Annotated in this window: 23 protein-coding genes, 1 tRNA gene and 3 pseudogenes; 11 read left to right on the top strand and 16 right to left on the bottom strand. The window is 56.0% G+C overall.

All coding sequences use genetic code 11. The features are described from left to right. Positions 1-254: 254 nt before the first annotated feature. Positions 255-502 (bottom strand): annotated as a pseudogene (locus K6I40_RS29040) (DNA-binding protein); the annotation flags it as partial. A 205-nt stretch (positions 503-707) separates the two neighbouring features. After that, the gene (locus tag K6I40_RS18130; RefSeq protein ID WP_222915132.1) at positions 708-1760 is read right to left on the bottom strand and encodes a tyrosine-type recombinase/integrase; all 1053 of its coding nucleotides are present in this window, start codon (positions 1758-1760) and stop codon (positions 708-710) included. A gap of 639 nt (positions 1761-2399) precedes the next feature. Here K6I40_RS18130 and K6I40_RS28595 point away from each other — a divergent pair. Continuing rightward, the gene (locus K6I40_RS28595) at positions 2400-2639 is read left to right on the top strand and encodes a winged helix-turn-helix domain-containing protein (RefSeq protein ID WP_255681701.1); all 240 of its coding nucleotides are present in this window, start codon (positions 2400-2402) and stop codon (positions 2637-2639) included. A gap of 174 nt (positions 2640-2813) precedes the next feature. Here the strand turns inward: K6I40_RS28595 and K6I40_RS18135 are convergent, their stop codons facing one another. The 3 genes from K6I40_RS18135 to K6I40_RS18145 all read right to left on the bottom strand — a co-directional run bounded on the left by K6I40_RS18135 (position 2814) and on the right by K6I40_RS18145 (position 4437). Beyond that, entirely contained in the window at positions 2814-3125 is a 312-nt protein-coding gene (locus K6I40_RS18135) for a hypothetical protein (protein ID WP_222915133.1), read from the bottom strand. A gap of 61 nt (positions 3126-3186) precedes the next feature. Continuing rightward, positions 3187-3669, bottom strand: coding sequence for an RNA-binding domain-containing protein (locus K6I40_RS18140; protein ID WP_222915135.1), 483 nt, complete (start codon positions 3667-3669; stop codon positions 3187-3189). A gap of 63 nt (positions 3670-3732) precedes the next feature. Then, positions 3733-4437 (bottom strand): hypothetical protein, encoded by a 705-nt coding sequence (locus K6I40_RS18145; protein WP_222915138.1) that lies wholly within the window; start codon positions 4435-4437, stop codon positions 3733-3735. A 548-nt stretch (positions 4438-4985) separates the two neighbouring features. Here K6I40_RS18145 and K6I40_RS18150 point away from each other — a divergent pair. Continuing rightward, entirely contained in the window at positions 4986-5261 is a 276-nt protein-coding gene (locus K6I40_RS18150; protein WP_222915139.1) for a hypothetical protein, read from the top strand. 16 nt (positions 5262-5277) lie between these two features. Here K6I40_RS18150 and K6I40_RS18155 read toward each other — a convergent pair whose 3' ends face one another. Continuing rightward, positions 5278-5463 (bottom strand): hypothetical protein, encoded by a 186-nt coding sequence (locus K6I40_RS18155; protein WP_222915141.1) that lies wholly within the window; start codon positions 5461-5463, stop codon positions 5278-5280. Positions 5464-6051: 588 nt separating this feature from the next. Between K6I40_RS18155 and K6I40_RS18160 the strand changes: the two genes are divergently transcribed. The 6 genes from K6I40_RS18160 (at position 6052) to K6I40_RS18185 (ending at position 11409) form a co-directional block, all read left to right on the top strand. Continuing rightward, on the top strand, positions 6052-7875 hold the full coding sequence (locus tag K6I40_RS18160) for a hypothetical protein (protein ID WP_222915143.1): 1824 nt from the start codon (positions 6052-6054) through the stop codon (positions 7873-7875). A gap of 2 nt (positions 7876-7877) precedes the next feature. Continuing rightward, positions 7878-8447, top strand: coding sequence for a hypothetical protein (locus K6I40_RS18165; protein WP_222915145.1), 570 nt, complete (start codon positions 7878-7880; stop codon positions 8445-8447). Continuing rightward, entirely contained in the window at positions 8444-9274 is an 831-nt protein-coding gene (locus K6I40_RS18170) for a hypothetical protein (RefSeq protein WP_222915147.1), read from the top strand. Before K6I40_RS18165 ends, K6I40_RS18170 begins: the two co-directional genes overlap by 4 nt. Then, positions 9267-10442: a hypothetical protein gene (locus K6I40_RS18175; RefSeq protein ID WP_222915149.1), complete on the top strand. Its 1176-nt coding sequence runs from the start codon at positions 9267-9269 to the stop codon at positions 10440-10442. The genes K6I40_RS18170 and K6I40_RS18175 overlap by 8 nt, the downstream gene beginning before the upstream one ends. A 175-nt stretch (positions 10443-10617) precedes the next feature. Further along, positions 10618-11001: a hypothetical protein gene (locus K6I40_RS18180; RefSeq protein WP_222915151.1), complete on the top strand. Its 384-nt coding sequence runs from the start codon at positions 10618-10620 to the stop codon at positions 10999-11001. Positions 11002-11142: 141 nt separating this feature from the next. Beyond that, positions 11143-11409 (top strand): HalOD1 output domain-containing protein, encoded by a 267-nt coding sequence (locus K6I40_RS18185; RefSeq protein WP_222915153.1) that lies wholly within the window; start codon positions 11143-11145, stop codon positions 11407-11409. Between the two features lie 34 nt (positions 11410-11443). Here the strand turns inward: K6I40_RS18185 and K6I40_RS18190 are convergent. The 8 genes and pseudogenes from K6I40_RS18190 to K6I40_RS18225 form a co-directional block, all read right to left on the bottom strand. Beyond that, positions 11444-11696, bottom strand: a pseudogene (locus K6I40_RS18190) (hypothetical protein). Positions 11697-11933: 237 nt separating this feature from the next. Beyond that, on the bottom strand, positions 11934-12452 hold the full coding sequence (locus K6I40_RS18195) for a hypothetical protein (RefSeq protein ID WP_222915155.1): 519 nt from the start codon (positions 12450-12452) through the stop codon (positions 11934-11936). Between the two features lie 59 nt (positions 12453-12511). Further along, complete coding sequence (locus K6I40_RS18200; RefSeq protein WP_222915157.1) at positions 12512-13204, bottom strand: hypothetical protein; 693 nt, start codon at positions 13202-13204, stop codon at positions 12512-12514. Between the two features lie 1426 nt (positions 13205-14630). Then, positions 14631-16249 (bottom strand): annotated as a pseudogene (locus tag K6I40_RS18205) (DNA-binding protein). Between the two features lie 2 nt (positions 16250-16251). Then, the gene (locus K6I40_RS18210; protein WP_222915159.1) at positions 16252-16542 is read right to left on the bottom strand and encodes a hypothetical protein; all 291 of its coding nucleotides are present in this window, start codon (positions 16540-16542) and stop codon (positions 16252-16254) included. A gap of 123 nt (positions 16543-16665) precedes the next feature. After that, positions 16666-16905 (bottom strand): hypothetical protein, encoded by a 240-nt coding sequence (locus K6I40_RS28600; RefSeq protein ID WP_255681708.1) that lies wholly within the window; start codon positions 16903-16905, stop codon positions 16666-16668. Between the two features lie 171 nt (positions 16906-17076). Beyond that, positions 17077-17151, bottom strand: a tRNA-Arg gene (locus K6I40_RS18220). Positions 17152-17331: 180 nt separating this feature from the next. Next, positions 17332-17745 carry a hypothetical protein gene (locus tag K6I40_RS18225; RefSeq protein ID WP_222915163.1) on the bottom strand — a complete coding sequence of 138 codons (414 nt, stop codon included), beginning with the start codon at positions 17743-17745 and terminating at the stop codon, positions 17332-17334. Between the two features lie 370 nt (positions 17746-18115). Between K6I40_RS18225 and K6I40_RS18230 the strand changes: the two genes are divergently transcribed. Further along, positions 18116-18700: an AAA family ATPase gene (locus tag K6I40_RS18230; protein WP_222915165.1), complete on the top strand. Its 585-nt coding sequence runs from the start codon at positions 18116-18118 to the stop codon at positions 18698-18700. Beyond that, entirely contained in the window at positions 18697-19110 is a 414-nt protein-coding gene (locus K6I40_RS18235; RefSeq protein ID WP_222915166.1) for an RNA-binding domain-containing protein, read from the top strand. Before K6I40_RS18230 ends, K6I40_RS18235 begins: the two co-directional genes overlap by 4 nt. Positions 19111-19201: 91 nt before the next feature. Here K6I40_RS18235 and K6I40_RS18240 read toward each other — a convergent pair whose 3' ends face one another. Next, on the bottom strand, positions 19202-19567 hold the full coding sequence (locus tag K6I40_RS18240; protein WP_222915168.1) for a VOC family protein: 366 nt from the start codon (positions 19565-19567) through the stop codon (positions 19202-19204). A gap of 173 nt (positions 19568-19740) precedes the next feature. Here K6I40_RS18240 and K6I40_RS18245 point away from each other — a divergent pair, with 173 nt between their 5' ends. Further along, positions 19741-20769 (top strand): CBS domain-containing protein, encoded by a 1029-nt coding sequence (locus K6I40_RS18245; RefSeq protein ID WP_222915170.1) that lies wholly within the window; start codon positions 19741-19743, stop codon positions 20767-20769. Between the two features lie 2 nt (positions 20770-20771). Here K6I40_RS18245 and K6I40_RS18250 read toward each other — a convergent pair whose 3' ends face one another. Continuing rightward, positions 20772-21767: a hypothetical protein gene (locus tag K6I40_RS18250; RefSeq protein WP_222915172.1), complete on the bottom strand. Its 996-nt coding sequence runs from the start codon at positions 21765-21767 to the stop codon at positions 20772-20774. Positions 21768-21932 lie beyond the last annotated feature (165 nt).

The raw sequence follows: 21932 nt of genomic DNA on the forward strand, positions 1-21932 counted from the left end.
AATTAGTTGAAAAATTATTGATAATATGCTAGCCAGATAAAATGCGCGAACTATCCAAATGTCCCCTTGGCGACACCCGGCAAGGGGCGTTTCGCGCTGCACGCGAAACCGACCCGCAACCGCCGCGGCACGATCGTGCCGCCGACCCGCCATCAAGGGGCCGAGTACAACCTAGGTTTCCCACATGGCGGTGTTATTCAAGCAAACTTGCAGAAATGGGGGAAATCGATAGTGTTGCCACTATCCGAGCCGATTTACCGATCTGCGACTGCGCCGACGAACCCAGTTTCAGTTCCGCCGCCGGGAGTCTTCCAGATCAACTCGATCCCGCGGAGTGCCGTCGGATCGTTCCCCGACTTCGACCACTTCTCGAGGGCTTCACTGGCGATCGTCCCGACGTTCTCGAAGCTATCCGACTTCAGTCGAGAGGGTATCTATCGATCCGCATCCGTCGAGGATCGCCTTAGTCGTCGAGCTCGAGGTCTGCTCCCTTCCTCGCGAGCGATATTCGAATCCCAATTCAGTGGGTACTGTCGCCCATGGCACGATGGGATTATGAACTACGCCCGAGAACCTGCGCGAAGCGCAGAACCTCGGTCTCGTTCAAATCCCCGGTGCCGTTACTGCTCACGTTGTTCGCAGATAACGGGCACGATGGGATCGGAGCATCTCGGGATTCGCGACGCTAGTAGTAGCAATCATTGGAATCACAGGTCGGGGAGGAAATCGCTGCGCTGTTCGGCCTGTTCGCGGTCCGATCGGCGATCGTAGTGCCGATCGAGGATGTCCTCGCTCGCGTTGAGGCGATCTTTGACAACTCGTCGGGGAACGTCCTCGCGCCGGTAGAAAGTCACCCGGCCGCTTCGGAGATCGTGCGGAGACCGCGACGATGGACACTTACTCGCGTGATCGAGGTGGGTCGCGTCGCAGGTCTCGACATCCCGATCGTGCGGGCACGGTTCGCCGCGCCAGCACGGACGTGTAACGCGGTACAGCGTGGTCCGAAACGTGTTCCCCGCTGGTCGGCCATACTCGGTCGTGAGAAGCGGCTCACGGCCGTGGTCGTCAGTTACGTCGTGGCGGTGGTACTCAATATAGTCCTCGAGGTAGCTGGCCGTCTTTTCGCTAATCCGGTTCCAACGGGTTCCCTTGTCCTGATTCTTGAGCGGCGTCTCGGTGTCGGGACGGTGAACGAATTGGACTGCGGGACCGGTCACCCGCGGGTGGCTCCCGTCAAGATCTAGGTCGCGGAGATCGAGCCCGCGGACGGCACCAGTTCGTGCGCCGGTCCGCCACAGCAGGAGAACGATAATGTGGTCGCGAGACGCGGGCTGTGCGTGTTCCAGATAGTCGAGAATCTCGATTGCCCGTTCGGGCTTCAGGGTCGTCTCCGATACGTCCTCGCCGTTTTTCATCGTCGGCAGCGTGACCTGCTCGTACAACTCCGCGGGGACGGCATCGATGTTGGCCGCGAATCGCAGGAATCGGCGTAACGACGCGAGTTGGCCCTTGAGCGTGACCAGTTTGATCGGACCGCGACCGTCGCCTTTCCCCTCGCGACGCCACGTTCGGTACTTGTACAAATCCCGCCCAGAGAGGGTCGTTAGATCTGTTATATCGTTCTCATCGCAGAACTGAATGAACGACTCGAGTCGGTATCGCTCGCTCTCACGAGTCGAATCCGCGTGCTCGTCGCGCATTGCATCGTGATACATTTCGACCGCTTCGTGCGGCGGAATGGGTTCGAGGTCGTCGCTCATCGAGTTACCTCGAGCGTATCGCTGTAGTTACAGTATCCGGTACTCTTACCGTGGTAGCGTGCCAGTTTGGTCATGGTCTCACTGTTATGGGACCGCGGACGAGCCGCGTACGCCGTTGTGTAGGAGCTGGGGCGCGCGCGGCTGCTGTCCGTCGGTTGATTATAGCGACTGTACCCGACCCTCTTAGTTGTCGGAATGCAGTTTCCGATAGTTCCGAAAATAGTCAGCTTTCGTGACTGAAACGATCTCGTGACTACTGAGCCGTGGTTCAGCGGCTTTCCGATACTTCCGAAATCGGTGCTTGAGTTGACCGTGGGTTGTGGGCCGTAGGCCGTACTATGCGGTCTATCGGGGACTTTATCCCCCGTAACATCGTGCAATTGCATGCTTCCGTAGCTGGGTTACGGAAGCCAGGCGGGCCGGTGCCACAACACCGGGTCCGCATTTTCTCAAGACCCTGTTCGGGCGGCGGGTCCATCTGGCCTCCGTTAGCAGCAACCGAAACATCCCATTTACTTATATTTAACCAACCGCTCGTTAATCTCCAGTGAATCGAACGTTGCTGCCAGTGGATTTAATCAGTATTGATAAAATGCCAGTACAGGACGTGACTGTATGCGAAGACCGAGGGTATCTTGGATGACACAAGCCGATGATCGTATCCTCGAGACCCTCGCGGATAGCGATCTAATTCTCTCACCTCGTGTACTATCGGCTAATATAGACTATTCGCGGCACTATCTAAGTACACGACTCGGTATGCTTCGTGACGCTAGACTCGTTGACCGTGTCGACGAAGGACTTTATCAAATCACTGACCGAGGACGAGCGTATCTCAAAGGCGAACTTGACGCGAACGACCTCAAACAGAACGAATAGAACTTTCGCTCGTTTCTGGTGTCCTCCGTAATATTACACAGAAGATCTCTTCCAACTATAATATGGCAGATAAAATATCTATAATTGAATCAATTCCAAAAATACCAACATATATCGAAACGGTGATTAATACTAATGCAATTGTGCCAACAATTGATGCTTTAAGAACATCTATTATGTTAGCCCTTTTATTTCGCACATCCCTTTCTTAAGAGATGGCTTTATAGAATCTCTATCTGCCACATGCCATTCTCCTCCAGAATTAAAACCGTTGTTTTCTAGCTTCGTTCTGGTTTTTAAAAACTGCTGAAACACTCGATCGCCAAGTTTGTCCTTGTTAACTGGATCTTCAGGAAAATAGAATGAACCACCCGTCTCTAATTCATGTAGTGCTTCTTGATACTGTCTTTTTAGTGTGTTCCGTGACGAAATTCTACTAGAGTAGTCCGGAACTATCCTGCTAACGAACACGCTCCACATACTCATGTTCTACCTAGTTTAGAAGATCTGATGAAAGTATTTGTGAAATAGATTGCTTCTTTATCAATCACGATCTCTGATCTTGTTCTATTTCATCAGGTTCAATTCCACGCATTAGGTAAAATACATCAACTGGAGTGAGAAGTAGATCATCTCTCTGGTGTCGAATATAAAAACGACCATCTGCCATCAAGGGGAAGTCCTTAAACTCGTCAATTATTATTATTAGAATATTACAATTATTGGTCTCCTCAACGGATGTAAAGTACTTTCGATCACGCCTTCTTTCAAGGTTTCTATCCAATACCTCTTTTACAATCTCTTCAACATTAGGACTATCAATACCAATCCTGTTTCCTTCTTTATCAACCCCTATGAGAATTTGGCCACCGCCGTTGTTAGCTAAACTACAAGCAGTCACAGCAAGACGATCTTCATTTTCTGGTATTGTAGCATAAAATTCTGTACGCTCACCTCTACCGGCTTCAATAGCATACCGTATTTCGGCAACCCCAATAGATGCTTCTTCTTGTTCGTATATTTCCGGCATACTATCGCTCGCCCCGCTTACTTCTGTATTCATCCAGTATTGGCCCAAGAGGGAACGTGATCTCTACTCCAGCATTTTGTAGGTCATCATAAATTTCCTCAAAGAAAGAATCCGGTGGATACCGGCCTGGAATTTCCATATTTTGCCAGTGTTCCCATAAGGAACATAGTTCTTGTAAAATGAGACAGCTACGATGATACGGCCTTCTGACTCAAGGTGTTTAATACCGTCTTTAGATTTGATATGGATTCGCCCTTCTGTCTCTATATCTGCCCTCAAAGAAATGTCGCGGACTCCAAAAATTCCACCGATCATTGATAGGTGCTTACCGCTAAGAATCCCAGTTAGAACAGGCGCAGACCTGGCAGCATCAGCAGAACCAGAAACGCGGTTCACGCCACCAATCATATCACGTTCACCAATAACCTTTGCATCAGTGAGCTGTTCTATTGACAAATCAGAGGAGAATCTATTCTGGAACCGGTAGTGATAGAACAGCCAAAGGAAGAAGTCCGGATCAAATCTTATTTCATCAGGTACAGCGTCAACACCTTGGTCTCGTAGACTTTGATAGAATAGGTGTGTGAACTCATCCACATTTGATTGGCTTCCTCGGAAGAAAACAAACCCTGAATCCGTGACAAATATATCACAAGATCGTGTATCAGGCGTATAGAAGGTTGACAAATCACCACTTTCATCCAATCCTTCTTGAGGTTTGTATTCTTTTATAGTATACCTGAACCAGCGGCATTCTTCGTCAAACAATCGGAAAAATTCCGTCTCAAGTGGTTCCTCAAGCGTTCTTGGTGGTAAGAAAATTTCTTCGATTGATTCTTCCCTTGCAAATTCGTCTGAGATATTATCTGAAGTATTAGCTGTGATATCATCGACATCATTTAGATTGAATGGGTTTGACAGCCGACAATATTGTTGAAGAGCAAATATCCACTATACTCAACCATCGATTTGGATCACTTTCTGTAGGAAAGTCGTAATTGATATTTAATCTATTGATCTACATGCTAATGATATTTCGGAAAGGTGTCTGATATCTCTATAATTTCTCTGAGGGGTAAACCGAAGCAGACCAGTCAACAAGAGCCCACAGGAAGCCAGGGGTCGCACGTCGACAAAATCCGATCCCCAATTTTGCACATCGATCTCGAGTCGAGATGTGCAAAACCCACCTCGAGCGGGGACGATCGTCGCGACGATCACGCTAGACACTGACCCCAACCAACTGCTCTTTATATGGGCTCGAGATTTGAGTCACCGCAAATACCTAGGATTTCGAGGGGGTTGTGCAAATTAGGATGCGAATCCAGACAACTGAGGCTCGAGAGCGGAAGTGGGAGTATCTAAAAGAAGCGACCGGTGAAAGCACTGTCTCAGGCGCACTCGACGCAGCTGCAGACTACTATCTCAAAATGCGCGGGGACACGACTGCCCAGCCGAATGGGAGTGTACCCGAACTAATTGGGCGAGCTGACCAGGAGGGATCACTTACTGCAGCAGAGATCGCTGAGATTCTCGACACTGACGAATTGTCACTCGAGTACCGATCACAATGGCGCATCGGTCGAGAGTGAGAAAACAGCCACTTCGTTACGCGTCGATTTCCTCGACGAGCTCGAGCGTCCATTCGCCGTCGTCGACGTGACGGATGTGGATATGGTGCTCTCCCTCGAGCCGGCCCTGGTCGTCGAGTAGTCCCTCAACGCGGACGTCGTCTTTCGGGAGCGTGATACCAACTGAATCTTGATCCAACTGCCGGAGTTTGTTTAACGCCATACCCGGGTGGCAATCCCCCATCTCATAAAGGTTGGTGACCATCGGGATTCCCGAGGTTTTCCGGAGTATTTCGGCTGGAGGTAGCGCACGCACGGGCGTTGCACAATGGCAAGAGACGTTATTGATAAGATCGACTACGCGGCGTTGTGGGTCTACCCCACGATGGCAAGTATGATATTCGGGGTCTGGACCCTGAACCTCAACATTCTCGGTGGCTACGACTTCAGTTCGGCCATCTACTCGGCAGGAGGTGCGAACTTCTCGGTGCCGCTGATCCTCGCGACGGTCTCGGTGGTCTGGATTCTCTGGACCAACGAGTTCGACGGGGCGAACTACTCAGACATGGAAAATGGACGATCGGCGCGACGCTTCTCTTTCCGATCGTCTTCGAGTTCGTGCCCGCGTTCGGGGACCTGCTCTCGAGCAACGACTGGTTTCTTCTCGGCGCGACCGTGCTGGTGTCGTTCGCAACGGCGTGGATCTCCTACACAGAGTGAGTCAAATGACGAAAACAATCAAAAGAGACGCTGACGGGTGGAATTGGATCGGAAGTGCGATGGCTATCCTCTCTATCGGGGGGTGGCTCTGATGGCAGCCCAAAGCCCACGGCCCACCGATTCAGACGGGATGACTCGGCGTGACCTGTTCCGGCGCTCGGCCGCTGCGGGCGGCTCGCTCGTCGCGATCGGCGCGGGGTCGCAGGCCGCGCCGCAATTCTCTCCGGTCGGTCGGGTGGCCGCGGACGATCTCTCGACGCTCGCGAAGGGTGCCGCGAGCCCGGCATACGCCGGCTATTATCTCACTCGAGAAGGTGCTGAGACGTTCCTCGGCGATTCGAGGGACTATTCTGGCTATACCGGCGCGGACGCACTCAAGAAGGAGATTGCGTTGGGAGTGACCGAGATGAAATCGGCTGACGAGCGGGTGATGACTGGCATCGAAAATAACATCTCCAACTCGGAGAACGTCGCGCTCGCCAAGGGGAAGGCGGCGATCATCAAGGAAATGAATGCGGGAAATAATGAAGCAGCAGCGACCAATGCGCATAATTCGGCGGTGAAGGACTACTATGCGTCGATTCAAGAGAATCTTCTCACCCACGTTGATCAGCAGACAAAGCAAATTCATCACGACTTCGAACAACTCAAAGCCCACGATGACGCCGCGCTGGCCGATGTTTTCTACCATGGAAAAGACACTACTAATTCAATCACGGACAGCCCGGAGAGTCTCGAAACGTATGAGGTGGAGCTTCTGAACGGGGATACTGCTGAGTATTCGTTTTTCGCGGGCGTCAACGGAGCCAACCCGGATTGGGACAAGAATAGATCGGGGGATATCGACTTCCTCGGCTTCGGTATTGATCCGGCTGACGAGTTCGGCGAGTACAACTTCCCTGTGTGTTTCTTAGATTCAGGTGAGGTAAAGACCTACATAAGGTCTGGTAAGATACCGGACAGCTACGAGGCTAACCGTTTCACGGCTGCATGGGGATCGATACTGGACGCTCACGACTCGGTGATTTCGGAACTTTCCGGGTTCGTGAGCGATGTGTACGCTGAGTACGATGCCGGAGACATCCCGACCGAGGACCTTGTTGACCCAATCACGGCGTCCACTGAGCTAGATCAGGACTATGATAACGCCGCTGGACAGTCCGCACACGCTGCAATGATGGGGATTCCGACGACGGCCGAGCATTCGGTGACGCTCAAGATAGAAGACACTGAGTCTGACGAGACAGTGACCCTTGACTGTGATCTGTTCACCGATCGAAACCCCGGCATTCTGACTGATTCGGCGTCGATCTCGTCGGGAGTCGTGACGACCGAAACCGCGCCGATCGACGGCAAGAGTTACACCCTTACCACGACTGACGGGGAGTCTGTCGATATCGCAGCGGCGGACATCACGGATAACGGAGATGGAACATGGTCCTATGATGCGTCCGGTGATCTATCGACGCCAAGCACATCCGTTGAGTCTCTCGAGGCATCCGAGACCGGCTTCAACAGCGGCCAGCGGTACGATCCGCGGGATTGGGCAGAACCGTTCTATATCGCTTACAACGACGATTCCGGCAGTGGCCAGTTCGACCAAATCGAAGCGCCGTTCACGATCGTCGAAGTCACCGACTCGAGCGGGACTGAAGTCGAGAACTTCGAGCCCGAGAGTCAGAATAACCAGACGGCCGACGTGACCGCGCTCGAGGAAGAAATTGCACAACTCCGAGACGAGCAGATTCGGCTGCAAGAAGAGGCAGAAGAGCAAGAGGATGAGTCGCTACTCGGCGGGGCCGGTGGCTGGGTTCCCGACGGCGGCGGCGATATGTGGCTCGGCGCTGCTTTCCTGGTCGCGATCATCGCGGTCGTTGCATCGCTGGTCAGTGATCTCGGCGAGGAGATTCTGTAACCATGGCTCGTTTTTCGTTTTCGAACACGCGGGTAGTGCTGGCGCTGGCAGTCGTCGCGATCGCGTCGATGAGCATGGGCATGGGCGTGGGCCTTGTGGGCGCGCAGGACGGGGGTAACCAGAGCGCTCCGGGCAACGAGAGCAACCAGACCGGCCTCGAGCAGATAGTGATCGACAACCAGACACGGGTCGCCGAATTCGATATCGGCGACGGCGACGCCAGCATGGTGATCGACTCGGACGAACGGCAGCCGATGATCGTGAGCGACGCGCTCGCTGGGATCGAGCAGGAGGGAGCGACGACGGTTCCCGAGAAAGAATACCAACTGAGCGAGGGACGGAACGAAATCTCGCTATCCGTCGCGTCGATCAACGGCGATTCGGCCGTCTCGGTATCGACTCAGGGCGGCACGGTCCGGCTCTCGAGCGGAATGTCTGGAAATGAGGACCCATTTCGGTCGCTCGGCGGGGCGAGCGGACTGTTCACGGGCGTCATTATGACGGTCGCACTCGCCGCGCTCGGGGCGTTCTACGTGGTGAAAACCGAATCGAAGGGAGTCGAGAAAGCATGAGTGACAGGAACCTTAGCACGACGTTCGGGAACTGGAAGGATCGACTCACGTACATCATCGCCGAAGCGCAACTTCTCGTCCTCGGCGTGGCGATCTCGGTCGGGATTCTGCTGCTGTTGGTCCGGCCGTCGGTGCCGGGCGTGCCGCCGATCGCCGTCGGGATCGCCGTCGCGTTGATGCTTCTCGGGCCGCCGCTGTTCGGTCTGTTCGCGGTCGGTGCGGAGAAGCTACGGAACCGGCACAGAGAAACGGTCTATCACATCAACGGCGTCACCGACACTCGAGAGAAGTATTACGTCGCGCCGGAACTGTGGGAGTCGAAAACCGTCGATGGACCGAGCCCGTACGTCGCCAATGACGGCGATGCGTACGAGGTGCGCGAGTTCGAGCACTTTGAGAACATGGACGAGCTGCGTGTGACCGGCTGCTACATGTCCCAGATGGCTGATTCGAAACTCGTCACATCGAAGGCGATGCTCGAGGACGTGCACGGCGACCTCGTGGATGCGTTCTTGCAACTGAACCGGCTCCGGGGCCGAATCTCGAAGATGGGACTCGAGATACAGGGCGACGTAATCAACCAGGAGGCAGAAGCCGACGAGCGCGGCTTGATGAATCCGAAAACGTCGGTCAAAGATCGGTTCGACGCGGCGAAATCCGATGTCGAGGACAAGGCTCGCGAAGATATCGAAGACATCGACGGTTACGAAGACGAGTACATCCTCGAGCACGGCGAGCACGCTCCGCGGCCCCGTCCGAACCGACTGTACGATACCGTCGACGGGATCGACTCGCCCGCTCGAACGGACGGTGGTAGCGATGAGTGACGAGCAAGACAACTACACGGTCGGGGGCTTTCGCGAGTACCAGGACAACAATCGCAAGCGCGACCCCGATGAGGTGTTGCCGCATTCCGGGTTCGTGAGAGATGAGCAAATCGATCGGCAGATGGCCATGCGGGCGATCCATCACGACCCGGACCGCTGGGACGGAAAGGCCGCCGCGGACTATCTCTCGGTCGGCAAGAACCGAGATATCCTGAAAGCAGAGGGAAGCGCCGCGGCTCGACAAGCGCTCGAGAACGGCGACACGCTGACGCTGAAACACTACATCGGCGATCCGAGCCAAGAGGCCGACCTCTCTGGTATCAAGGCGATCTCGCGACTCCGGCAGATAGTCGCCGGGCCCGCGCCGGTGATCGTGATCCTTGGCGAGATGGGGGCCGGTAAAACGAACCTCGCGTGTCTCGTCACGCAGCTGCGTGACCGGTGGGTCGACGGTAATCTCCGCGTCGCGAGCAACATCCGCACGCTGGATCGAAACGACGACTGGACTCGTAACGACGGCTCCGTCGAGGACGGCTGGATCCCGAACTATCCCCTCCTCGAGGAATGGGTCGAACAGGACGGCGATCCAGTGACGAACCCCCAGCAGCCGAAACTGTTCATCGGCGACGAGTTCTCGACGAACGCGAGCGGCACCGGCGCGGACGGCCAGAAGGTCCGGAAGCTGATGGGGCCGCTCGTGTTCAAGATTCGCAAGTACAATGGCGCTCTCGTCTATATCGGCCACGACGAGAGTTCAATTCATCCGCTCCTGTGGCGCGTCGGGACGATCCTCAAGAAGCCCGATCGCAACGACAAGGGGAAGGCACTCATCGCCGAACGGATCGCTGGCGGCAAACTGAAAGACGTCGACCCGCGGCCGCTGAAAGGCATCCCGCCGGCCGACTTCGAACCGCACACAAACGACGAAGCCGATTGGTCCTGGTCCGCTCCCTCGAGCGACGACGGCGGGCCCGAAATCGACGAAAGTGAGGTCAAGCGAGTCGCTGCGTGGACGATGGAAACCTGCCGACAACAGGGGAAGTCAGCCCGCGAAACCGCCGAATACGTCCCTTACAGTCACGCTACCGTCTCAAATTGGTGGCGAGACATCGATGAGGGCGGCGAAAAGGCCGACTGGGTTAACACAGTCGAACAGGTGATCGCATGAGAGCATCGGGGTGGAAACCTGTAAACCGGAATCGGCCCCCCTTTAGGAGAGGATCAGGCCCAACGCCCAGCGCTCAGTTACACGTATTCACTCACAATCGTCGCCCATCGCTCCCGATCGCCGCGAGACACCAGCGGAGGAGTATATATATCGGCGCGCGACGCGCGTGGTCTGCGTGAATCGATCCCAACGAGCCAACCACTTCGGCACGGTCTGCGAAAAGCGCATGGCCGAGAAACGCCGCTTCGATCTCGAGCGCTCGAGCTGGCATGACGCTCGGTTCGGGAACGGGACGCCGGTCGAAATCAAGAGTACGATGCACGAACACGCGGACGGCCAGCCGGGCAACTGGAAGGTCTATCGCGAATATCACGAGAAACTCCGGCGTCACAACGGCTGGTACTGTTTCGTCGTCTATCGGCCACACGGGCGATCGGGCTGTACGGTCCTCCGAGACAAGATGGTCCGCTCGGGCGATCTCCCACTGCTCCGGTGGCATGGCGGTGGTGATCACCGTGGGACCGAGCAAGCGAAGATCTCAATCGGTGCTATCTTCTGAAGAGCGAGTTCTACTCTGCCTTAATTTCGTATTTTTCGACCGATCAGTACAGCACATAGAAACCGGTTACAGGTCATTGTCTGACGCGCATCATTAGAAGATCGGTTGGTTTTATGTGGTAGTTTCTGGCAGAGAGTGACCATGCAAACGACTCAATCACTCAGTCTGAAGATTGTAGAAAAGATCGCCGAACGTGAAGGTGTGCAACCGGAAGAACTCAGCCCACCGATCCACTACGCGATCAACACGGACGCACTTGACTCACTCTATCAAGCAAGTGACTCTGAGAAGAGTCCTTCCAAAGTCGAATTCGTCTACAAGGGTTACACAGTGACTGTCGATAGCACAGGAAATGTGGACATCGAAAAATGCGAAGCGACCTTCGATCCCGATAAAATGGCAGTGTGACCGCCCTGATCCGGGGCTGGAATCTAACCTCTTACTAGTCGGTCTCAACGGTTGTCTCAGTAGTGACCTCGAAAGTCATTGCTCGAGTCGGAGCGTCTCGGCGATCTCCCGACGCTGCTCGAGCGTAAGGTCCTCGCGCTCGAGGACCCGGTGGGCAACCTGGACGAACTTCGATACGTCGTCGCAGGCGCTCACGACCGCCTTTGTCTTGTTGCAGTCGTAGAAGTCGGCCGCGCGTTCGGTCGCGTCCGTCGGTACGCGTAGTCGCCGTCGGTTCTGATTCGCATACTCGTACACACGACCCCCGAAATCCTAGTTTTTTCGACTCACTGGACGGCTCATTTCGGCCCAAAACCGGCGGAACCTGTCAGTCAGTCGGAGAAGAATGACGGTTCAAGCGACGGATCGACTCGAGGTATGCACACGAGGTGTCGCGATTCGTGTGCATATTCGGGAATCGGTTTCTGCCGACGTGCGACCCCAGGATCGAACACTAAAACGGTTGTTTCGGGAATTACTCATAATTAGTATCCAACATTTAGTACATCAAATTCGACAAGAGTTCGGTTACTATGCATATCAACAAGTTCTAATCTATGATATCGTCCTCCTTCAGCCACTCCTCGCTTAGGGAAGATTTCAATTATTATCGGAAATTCGAACTCGGTTACCTCTTTGCACTGAACTATGTTCTTCTCCGGATCATATTCGTGTTCCTTTTTTGGGATTGTTCGGAGTTCCACTTCAATCTCGGATGAGGTTTGTAGAGCTAGTTTAAACCGGTCAGTAAAGCGAGAGAGTTGTACAGTACCATGGATTACTAGTTCGTCATTCTGGATGATTGCAATCCCCTTCCGCTCAGACATCGTATCGGGTTGTCGCTCTCCGTCAACAAGATGAGTCGGTGTAAAATTCATATCGATTCCAAAAGGGCAGCCAATTCTATAGTTATAGACTAAGGAAAGGACGATACCAATAACAGCACTTCCTCCAAGAATTGGCTTCTTCCAGGGGAATGATGCAAACCCATTGACTCCAAACAAACCGAAGCAAGAGAAAGAGCGACAAATCCAAGATTAGTTTCACGATAGTGAGTGACAAATTATTGAGTATTTGTTTGAGTGATTGCCAGCGTGAAGGCTCGCTCATCCCCATGATTAGCTATTTTCTGCAAAAACTTCTCGTTCAAACAGCTGCAAATATATTCTCGGCCGTCTGGCCAGTCTGTATCGATTTGTAAACTCCCTTGCTGATAACGAACGACAATTTGGTGTCCATCTACAATAAATCCGACTTCTGCCTTCTCAATAGCGTATTCCCCAATCACTTCTTCACGAGACACACCGTCGACTTCTTGATAGGAGATCTCCTGACCCTGATCGAGCACACGGATCTCGATAATACTGTCTGCTTGTTTTAGGAAAGACCAGAGTGAGTCTTCGGGAACATGCAGGTTTCTATAGACTGCGAATCCTGCCGGAATAGCATCTGCAAAACTCTGAGCAAGACGGTCTACAGAATTAACATCCGTCTCTAAATCCAAGATCAGTAGCTGAGACCCATCTCGGTACTCAAAATCAACTTCGATATCTCTTCCAGGAGTATACTGTGATGGTTCATTGTATACAATTGTACCTCGGTGAACCTGTTGCGAGAAGGGGTAATTGTCACAAAGGGGTTTGATCTCTTCTGAAAAGACTGATTCCAGAGAGAGCCGTGCCGTCGACAACTCAGCGAGACGTCCCTCTAAGGAGGTCTCACCTGTGTTTGCTCGACGGAGGTTGGACACGGCCATCGTACTTTACGGTACTATTTGGAAGACCATATGTGATAGGTATTTAGGTCGTGTTCAAAACTCGCTGAGACCGGATTGGTATTCATCATACTCCTCCGAGCTGCCTTTTTTCCGATATTCATCAACAACTTCATCAATAGAAAATGTAACTTCTACACCCTGCCGTTGACACTCCTTATAGATATCTGTGAAAATTCGAGTGGCGGATAACGGTGTTCAGAATCCAAATTTTCCAGTGTTGGTATAAATCAATGAGCTGCTTGAGGAACGCTAATGATATCGTCATGCGTTCAACATCTGATGACCCGCTAATGGCATGATCTGCCTTAATATGCACCCGGCCATCGGAATCAATTCGAGCTCTCACAAATCTGTCTGCTAAACCAAATACGCCTTCGATCGCCACGAGCCCCTTTTGACTAAGCACTCCTATCAGAACAGGTGCAGATTTTGTAATGTCGATTGAGTCGTCAACCTTACTGTGTTGCCCAAACAAATCTGGTTCATTCCCCCGGATTTCAGCATCAGTCAACATATTTACTGAGATTTCACCTGGGACAGTCTCATCATTTTTCTCACGTGAAAATAGCCATAACAGGAACTCAGGGCTGAACTCAATCTCCCGAAGAGAAAGGTACTCATTGAGAGTTTGACTTACCAGATTTTGGGCTTTAGTTGCTTTCGACTTATCTGCCTTAATGAAAAGATAGTTTGGAAATGCCCAATATCCATCAAAGGTTGAGTAGTCTTGAATTGTTGGGCGGTTATCTGTTTCTCCCTCAAGTTCTGTTTCTCGATACTCCCATTTTTCCTCAAGGTATCTGAACGCGTTTATATCGCCAAGTAACTCATTAATGTGGCGACCAATATTGGGATCCCTTGCTACATAGTCAGCAAAGGGGATCGTGTGATAACCGCGTCCCGGACGTTCAATTGATCCTTTAGTATAGGTGGCAAGTTGCTCTTCAATAATATAATCAAAGTCAAATCTGCATCGAGCACATTAGTTAGATGAATCCCATTAAACACTAGTTGCCCTTCATAAGAGAATTGATCCCCATTATCACTGCTCATGCATCTTGGCAAGGAGACTACTATCAGATAAGTACTAGGTAAATATCCATTCATAAATTAGGGTTCTATTTGAGGTGTTCATACCTCGGCTTCGTGTGCTTCAACTGGAGATCAGCGCACAGAAGCGGGGGCGGGGCGCTATAATTTTTTTGGCTCAGTCCCCTTGGGGACACCCGCCAAGGGGGCTTTCGCGCGAAGCGCGAAACGACCCTGCAGGCGCTGCGGTGCGATCGCGGTGCTGACCCCGCTCTCGAGGCACGAACTACAACCAGATTTGCATAAGAAACGGTGGTAGTCAACCTAATTTGCAGAAAACAGCGGTACCGAGAGTGTTGCCACTACACGGGCCGGTTCAGCGATCCGCGACTGCGCCGACGAACCCAGTTTCAGTCCCACCGCCGGGCGTCTTCCAGGTCAGTTCGACGCCACGCAGTGCGGTCGGATCGTTCCCCGACCGTGACCACTTCTCGAGGGTCTCACTGGCGATCGTCCTGACGTTCTCGAAGCTATCGGCCTTCAGTCGGGAGAGAATCGTATCGATCCGCATCCGTCGCGGCTCGCCCTGATCATCGAACTCGAGGTCGGCGCCGTTCTTCGCGAGCCACTCCTGGAAGGGAGAGGACTCGGCGACGTGGTCGGCCAAGCCCATGATATGCTGCATCCGATCGGCGTAACTCTCGATCGCATACTCGGCGGACTCGACGAGCGCGCGGAGTTCCTCGCGATACTTCCGGGCTCGAAACGACACGTCGCCCTGGTCGAGCTCGAGAATCTCACCGAGGTCGTTGATCGCGCGATAGATTGTTGCGGGGTGTTTCCCCAGCTGGTCGGCGAGATCGTCGACGGTCGCACCGCCGTCCGTCGCGACCGTCTCCGAAACGTCGCGAGCGGTCTCGCCCATATCACGGAGCGTCGTCATCAACAGGTGGTCCGACTTCGCCTCGAGGCGCGGTGTTGGATCCTCGTACAGTTCGACCGGATCGTCTCGAGCGACGGCGTCGAAGTGATCGTCGGCGACGTAGACACCACTGCCGTCGGGACCGAGCGGGATGTCTTCCCAATGCAGTGCATTCAGCAGCGTCTCCTCGATTTGCTCGGTCACCTCGTGGCGATCGGCCCATGCCCATGCCTCCCCGTCGTTCATCGACTTGTTCACCAGGACTTCCACCTTCGGGTGGTAGGACGGGTGATCTTTCGAGACCGCGTCCGGATCTGCCAGCTGGTAGATCTCGAACTTTCTCCCGTAGGTGTGCCCCGGTAGGAGTTCGCCGGCCGATGTTGGGTTCAAAACAGCCGGTTCTGGTGATTGACGACTTCCTCGTTGTCGATATGGAGTTCCGCTTTCACTCCCTCAAGGTCGGAGAGGTAGTGCGCGACTTTCTGTAAGACACCGGCCGATGAGAGCTTTTCAGCCCATTCACGGCGAATCCGGACGTATCGCTCGTACGCCCACATCCGGCTCGCCGAATGGGGCTCTGTTCGGAAGTACTCCGAGTGAATGCGCTCGCCGGCGTGCTCGAAGATCGCCGCGAAGAACTCCGGCAGCAACTCGAGACCGCGGTCGGGTTCGATGTTGCTGGTATGGAACTCGACGTCGACCCCATCGACTTTCCCGACTTGGTTCTCCCACGGGAGCTGCAACCGTTCACCGCTCTCCCAGTGGCGCATGTTCGGGAACCGCGGGCCGATATTGTACGATGCCTTTCTCTCGCCCCGCCCACGGCCCACGATATCCCACTCGTATAGTCGCTCGGCATTGATCCCGTCAGACAGCCGCGGAGCGAATCCTGACTTGCTATAGCTCACTTCGAGGTGCCAAGGCTCGCCGTCGATTTCGGTGTTGATCTCGAGGTATCCCTCGAAGGGCGGACCGAGCATCACCGACGAGAGCGCGTCGTACGGTCCACGGCCCCAGTCAGGCCATTTCCACCGGCCTTCGATCTCGTGGGGTGTCGTCTCGACTTGGGACACCGCTACTCACCTCGTTCGCTCTCGAGCAAGCCGGTGAGGATGGCGATCGGATTCCTCCACGTGATGGCCCAGCACGAGCGACAGACGTGCTTGAACGACGTGCAGTCCGCCGCATCGAGATCCGAGAGATCAACCCGAGGGTCGATCTCCATCGCCTCGAGGCTGGTCCGTGTGACTCGAGTTCGCCCACAGCCTACGCAAACTGCGTCGACGGGAACGCCGACTGGACCGGACGTCGAACTGGCCGGGTCGGCCTCGAGGTCGCGATCGTCACGATCGGCGTTGGCACTCATCGCGATTCACCCTGATTTTCAAGGGTACGCCAAACCTGCTCGTCAGTAGCTTGTGCCGCGGGATGGGCGATGGGCGTCCGGCTTTCGATGTCGTACAGTTCGCTCGCCCGGACGAACGGGCGATCACACATCGGGCTCACCGCCGTGACGGCCGGGCGACGTTTCTGGGTCTGGAATCGATACGCCGACGCCAGCAGCGGAGCCGCGGCTCAGTCGAGCGTACGTATCGCAATCACCACAGCGATGGGCTCGATCGTCATCATCACCAAAAACACGGCGGAACTGATCCGTGACGTAGGCTCCGCAGTGCTTGCACGTTGAGCGATCAGCCGACGGCCACGGAGCGATCGTCACGCAGACCACCTCAAGCGCTGCGCGACAACGGAAATCGCATGCGGGCGAGAGGGGGCGTTCAACTGTTGAACGGAGTCCGCATTCTCAGGATGGCTACCGAATCGGTAATCCGTTGAATATGAACGGTACCGCTCGTAATACGGACTTCTGGGTAGAAGTCCGAAAACGATAGCTTTCGTACGGGCACGATGGGATTTGAACCCACGACCGTCGGATTAGAAGTCCGACGCTCTTTCCGGACTGAGCTACGTGCCCTCGAGTCTGAATCCACGATGGAACGGCATAAGCAGTTGGGATTCCGATCACAGTCAACCGCTGTCTTCGGTACCGGATGGTCGAACGAGAATCAGTACCCGCTGCTATCCATCGAGTTATCCGAAAAGGGAGAAGCATCCCTAAAGCAACATGACTGTCGCCCGCCGTCACTGACCGACGTTAGAACTTGACCTCCGAATCGTCGCCGCTCTCGTTTTCGGTGTCCTCAGTGTCCGACTCGGTGTCGCTCGTTTCGGTATCGGACTCGGTACCGGACTCATTGCCGCCGGACTCGGTACCGGATTCATTGCCGTCAGTCTCGGTACCGGTCTCATTGCCGCCAGTCTCGGTACCGGTCTCATTGCCGTCGGACTCGTTGCCCAGTCCGCCGTCCTCGGACTCGTTGTCCGCGTTTTCACCAGAGCCGAGGCCATCGGAATCGCCACTCGTTCCATCGGGTCCGTTGCTCGTTCCGTCGTCGCTCGGGGTCTCGCCACCGGATTCGCCGTCGTCCATACAACCCGCAACTGCAGCAACCAGTCCAGCGCCGGCTCCGGCCGTGAATCGACGCCTGTTGATGATTGTGTCTGTCATGGTACGGCACTTGTCCCTGCAACTGAGATCCATATAATGCCCAATCTCCGTTTTATCGATTAGTCAGAGTTCAATTGAATTATCGATACTTCGGATGGTTGAGTGAGCTGCCACCGTCGAGCGCGTCGTTTCGATACGAGAAAACAGAACAATACTGGACCCATAAGCCGCCCCGATTCGAGCGGGGCCGGATCGTGCCGACCGCCTCTCGAGGGGCACAGCGAGCCGGGATGCAACGCGGCAAATACGGTCCTAAAACCGTTGCAAGGAAACAACGGGGAGGGGTCGAACGTCGAAGGGAGCCAACAGTGCAGTGCATACCGTGTGGCGAACACAGCGTTTATGCCCGTCTCGACGGTACGTGTGCTCGATGCACGTCATCGGAACGGTGGGACTCCCTGGGAGTGGTAAGGGCGAGGCCGCCACCGTCGCACGCGAGGACGGAATCCCGGTGGTGACGATGGGCGACGTCGTCCGCCAGGAGACAGCTGACCGCGGGCTCGATCCCGCAAAGGATCACGGCACGGTCGCGCAGGCGCTGCGCGAGGAAAACGGCCCGACGGCGATCGCAGAACGGTCGCTGCCGATGATCGAGGATCGCCTTGAGCAACACGAGACAGTGTTGGTCGACGGCATCCGCTCGGGCACCGAGGTCGATATCTTCGAGGACGAGTTCGGCGACGCGTTCACGCTGGTCAGTATCGAGGCCCCCTTCGAGGTCCGTGCTGAGCGGATCGACGAGCGCGGTCGGGACGCGAGCGAGGCCGACGGCGGCGAGGGACTCGCGGCGCGCGACGAGCGCGAACGCGGCTTCGGGATGGACAACGCCATGGACCGCGCGGACGTCGTCGTCGAGAACACGAATTCGCTCGAGGCGTTCCACGAGGAGATCCGGTCGATCATCCGAACAGGAACCGACGGACGGAAACGCGCGGAAGCGGAATCCGAACCATGAGCGAGATCTACCGCGTCGACGTCGAGATCACGGCACCGGTCTACGATACTGAGGTCACGAGCCGCGTGCTCGACGCCGTGGCCAACATCTTCCCCAACGCCGACATCGAAGAAGAGTTCGGCGAGATCAGGGCCGAAGCCCACGCGCTCGATCACTTCTCGGAGTTGCTCCACCGCCAGGAAATCCTCGACACCGCCCGCGGCGAGTTCTTCGCCAATCGCGAGGGCGACACCTTCTCGTTCGCACTCAAAAAACAGGCCGCCTTCGAGGACTACGTCAATTTCTCGGTGGGCAAACCGGACGAACTCGGCGAGATCAGCGTCCGCGTCCGGGTCGAAGAACCGACCCTCGAGGAGTACGTCGATCACATCGCGCCGCCGACTGAGGACGGCCGACCGGTCGACGCCTGAGCAGTTTCGACACCGAACCGGCTCTCTTCCCCGTTTAGCCGGTCATCGAGCAGTCGCCGCTCTCACGTCAGCTGAATCCGACTCGCCGTCGCTATTCTCGATACTCGCTCACGCAGAACCCGTTGCCCTCGGGATCTTCCATCACCGTCCAGGTCGCCGTATGCGTCTCGTACGTTTCGGTCTTCGTCTCGCGGACGGACGCGCCGAGATCGCGGAGTCGATCGACGGTCGCCTCGCGATCCGCCGTCGATAGGTCGAGGTGGATCGGCAGGTCCCGATCCGTTCCCGACGGTTGGTTCTTGAACAGGAGGTCCGGGCCCTCGCCGGGTCGATCGACGATTTCCGGCTCAAGCGACGCCGGGAGCGCTCGCCGCTCGCCGTCGAGCGCCCCTTCCCAAAACGATGCCACTCGGTCGGGGTTCGTACAAGCGAAAGTAATAAATTCCAACTCAGCCATGCATAGTGAGCATACTTCGGTGCGAATAAATCGCTAGTGGTGGCGGAAAACGTTACCAATCCAACTGGAATCGAGTCCGATCGAATTGAGGCTGTAGCGATTCCCCCGTCTGTCACCCTCGGCGGGAACAGCCCGCCGACCACTGATAGGGATCAATAACGTATGGTAGTCAAATGCACGACACGATACCCGTCGCCGAAATCATGATCGAAGACGTCGTCACCGTCACACCTGATGCCACTGCGACCGAGGCAGCGAGATTGCTGCGCGACGAGAGCGTCAGTTCAGTGATCGTCGTTCGGAACGGCGAGCCGGTCGGCATCGTCACCGAGGGCGACTTTGTCACCCACCTCTGTGAACGATCTGATCTCGGTACCGTCGCGGTCAGCGATATTATGTCGTCGCCGCTGACGACAATCGAATCGACCGCGTCGATCGTCGACGCCGTCGAACTGTGTCGCTCCACGGACGTCGAACACCTGCCAGTCGTCTCGAGTGATGAGCGTACGGCCAAGGCCGCTGACGGCGCAACCGAGACTGCTGACGGCACGACCGAGGCGGAACGGGGTAAAGACACGGCTGAAATGGCGGGAGACGACGCAGCCGAACTCATCGGTATCGTTACGACGATCGAACTCTCCTACTACGTGCCACAACTCGTCCGCCGTACCACAGAGACGCGCGAGAAACCGCCGCGACGACAGGTGCGAACCGATACCCAGTACGAACGCGACGACTGGGAGTTCAACTATCGCGGCGAGGACGAGACAACCGTCTCGGTCGGCGATGTCGCGCGGTTCTCGAAGACGATCTCCGAAGACGACGTTGAGGCCTTCGCGGAGGTCACGGGCGACACCAACCGCGTCCACCTCGACGCGGCCTACGCCACCGGGACCCGTTTCGGCGAGCGAATCGTCCACGGCGTCCTCGCGAACGGGCTGATTAGCGCGGCTCTCGCTCGATTACCGGGGCTGACGATCTATCTATCACAGGAGAGTAGCTTCCGCGCACCGCTCTCGATCGACGACCACGCGACCGCCGTCTGCGAGATTGTCGAGGACCTCGGCCGCGCGAAGTACCGAATCGAGACGACCGTGACCGGCAGTGACGGGACCGTCGTGCTCGAGGGCGACGCAGTAGTGCTCGTCGACGACCTCCCGCCGATGGCAGCCCGCGAAGGCGACGCGACGCCGGCCCAGTAGGGCTAGTCCGAACAGTCTCCGACCCCGTCAAGGGCGGCTTCGGCCTCGCTCCGGTGGTCGGTCGCGGCCGGGTCCCGCTCCGCCGCGGCGGTCGCTGCGTCGGCGAACGCTGCCGCCGCATCCGTCAGATGACGCGTCTGACACTCGGCCGTCTTGAAGTACCCGACGAGTCCCTCGGGCGCGTCCGCCGTTCCGTCCTCGAGCCGACGGTGCGCGTCCGAAAACGTCGATTCGGCGGTCGCGAACTCGTCCCGTGCGGCCTCGTACTCCGTCTCGTCTAAGTGGTCCCGGCCGCGGTCGAGCGCGTCGTATCCCTCGTCGCCCAACGTCGTGTCGTACGCCGCGGCCAGCGTCTCGAGGGCTGTCACGACCTTGCCAAGGACGGTCGCACCCTCCTCGAGATCGGTACGCGGCACGTCGGCCAGGTCGTCGAGCCTGTCGGCATCGATATCCTGAATCGTCTCGTCCGCTTCGACCCACCGCTCGTGGGCATCGGCGATCTCGGCGTGTCGGTCGCCGACCGTCGTGCTCGCGTCCTCGATCCCGCTCTCCGTTTCGAGCGCCGCGGAGACGGTGTCGATATCCTCGCTGAGACCATCGTCGGTGACGGTTGCAGTGACCGCGATCAGTCCCTCGAGAGCGTCGGCGTACGACCGCAGCGTGTCGATATCGGCCGCCCGATCGTCGCCCAGTTCGGCCTCGGCCGTCTCGAGGTGGTCTCGAGCGTCGGCGAGTCGATCCCGCGGCTCCGACGGGTCGAAGTCGACCGTGCCGGGATCCTCAAGATCGTCGAGTTCGTCCAGTACCAGCGCGGCTTTGTTCAGAGCACCGGCGGTGCGATCGAGCGCGCGGACGCCGGCCCGACTACCGGCATTGTCGTCGTCATCAGTCGTGTCGGCGGACCCGCTCAGATCGTCGAGACAACCCGCGATTCCAGTGAGAAATCCGACACTAGCACCGGCTATGCCGGCTCGAGTGAGATACTGTCGGCGATTCATCCTACTCGAGGATACGTCTAGAAGTGCATTAACGTAGTGGCATGGCGAATGTAACTCGAGTTGGTAGGTTCGTGGTGGGACGAGCGATAAAAACGAGTCCAGCGGCCGCCGAGGTGGCGATCAGTAGTCAGTGGTCGATGGTCGGTGGATAGGACAATCCACGGC

Source organism: Natrinema sp. SYSU A 869 (assembly GCF_019879105.1).
GTDB lineage: Archaea > Halobacteriota > Halobacteria > Halobacteriales > Natrialbaceae > Natrinema.

Bases quoted from the DNA above. Each gene is read 5' to 3' on its own strand.
- K6I40_RS18200 (WP_222915157.1), bottom strand. From the start codon at position 13,204: ATGGCCGTGTCCAACCTCCGTCGAGCAAACACAGGTGAGACCTCCTTA.
- K6I40_RS18235 (WP_222915166.1), top strand. From the start codon at position 18,697: ATGAGCGAGATCTACCGCGTCGACGTCGAGATCACGGCACCGGTCTAC.
- K6I40_RS18165 (WP_222915145.1), top strand. From the start codon at position 7,878: ATGGCTCGTTTTTCGTTTTCGAACACGCGGGTAGTGCTGGCGCTGGCA.
- K6I40_RS18130 (WP_222915132.1), bottom strand. From the start codon at position 1,760: ATGAGCGACGACCTCGAACCCATTCCGCCGCACGAAGCGGTCGAAATG.
- K6I40_RS18245 (WP_222915170.1), top strand. From the start codon at position 19,741: ATGCACGACACGATACCCGTCGCCGAAATCATGATCGAAGACGTCGTC.
- K6I40_RS18150 (WP_222915139.1), top strand. From the start codon at position 4,986: ATGCGAATCCAGACAACTGAGGCTCGAGAGCGGAAGTGGGAGTATCTA.
- K6I40_RS28595 (WP_255681701.1), top strand. From the start codon at position 2,400: ATGACACAAGCCGATGATCGTATCCTCGAGACCCTCGCGGATAGCGAT.
- K6I40_RS18230 (WP_222915165.1), top strand. From the start codon at position 18,116: ATGCACGTCATCGGAACGGTGGGACTCCCTGGGAGTGGTAAGGGCGAG.
- K6I40_RS18170 (WP_222915147.1), top strand. From the start codon at position 8,444: ATGAGTGACAGGAACCTTAGCACGACGTTCGGGAACTGGAAGGATCGA.
- K6I40_RS18250 (WP_222915172.1), bottom strand. From the start codon at position 21,767: ATGAATCGCCGACAGTATCTCACTCGAGCCGGCATAGCCGGTGCTAGT.
- K6I40_RS18175 (WP_222915149.1), top strand. From the start codon at position 9,267: ATGAGTGACGAGCAAGACAACTACACGGTCGGGGGCTTTCGCGAGTAC.
- K6I40_RS18225 (WP_222915163.1), bottom strand. From the start codon at position 17,745: ATGACAGACACAATCATCAACAGGCGTCGATTCACGGCCGGAGCCGGC.
- K6I40_RS18210 (WP_222915159.1), bottom strand. From the start codon at position 16,542: ATGAGTGCCAACGCCGATCGTGACGATCGCGACCTCGAGGCCGACCCG.
- K6I40_RS18240 (WP_222915168.1), bottom strand. From the start codon at position 19,567: ATGGCTGAGTTGGAATTTATTACTTTCGCTTGTACGAACCCCGACCGA.
- K6I40_RS18155 (WP_222915141.1), bottom strand. From the start codon at position 5,463: ATGGCGTTAAACAAACTCCGGCAGTTGGATCAAGATTCAGTTGGTATC.
- K6I40_RS18135 (WP_222915133.1), bottom strand. From the start codon at position 3,125: ATGAGTATGTGGAGCGTGTTCGTTAGCAGGATAGTTCCGGACTACTCT.
- K6I40_RS18140 (WP_222915135.1), bottom strand. From the start codon at position 3,669: ATGCCGGAAATATACGAACAAGAAGAAGCATCTATTGGGGTTGCCGAA.
- K6I40_RS18160 (WP_222915143.1), top strand. From the start codon at position 6,052: ATGGCAGCCCAAAGCCCACGGCCCACCGATTCAGACGGGATGACTCGG.
- K6I40_RS18185 (WP_222915153.1), top strand. From the start codon at position 11,143: ATGCAAACGACTCAATCACTCAGTCTGAAGATTGTAGAAAAGATCGCC.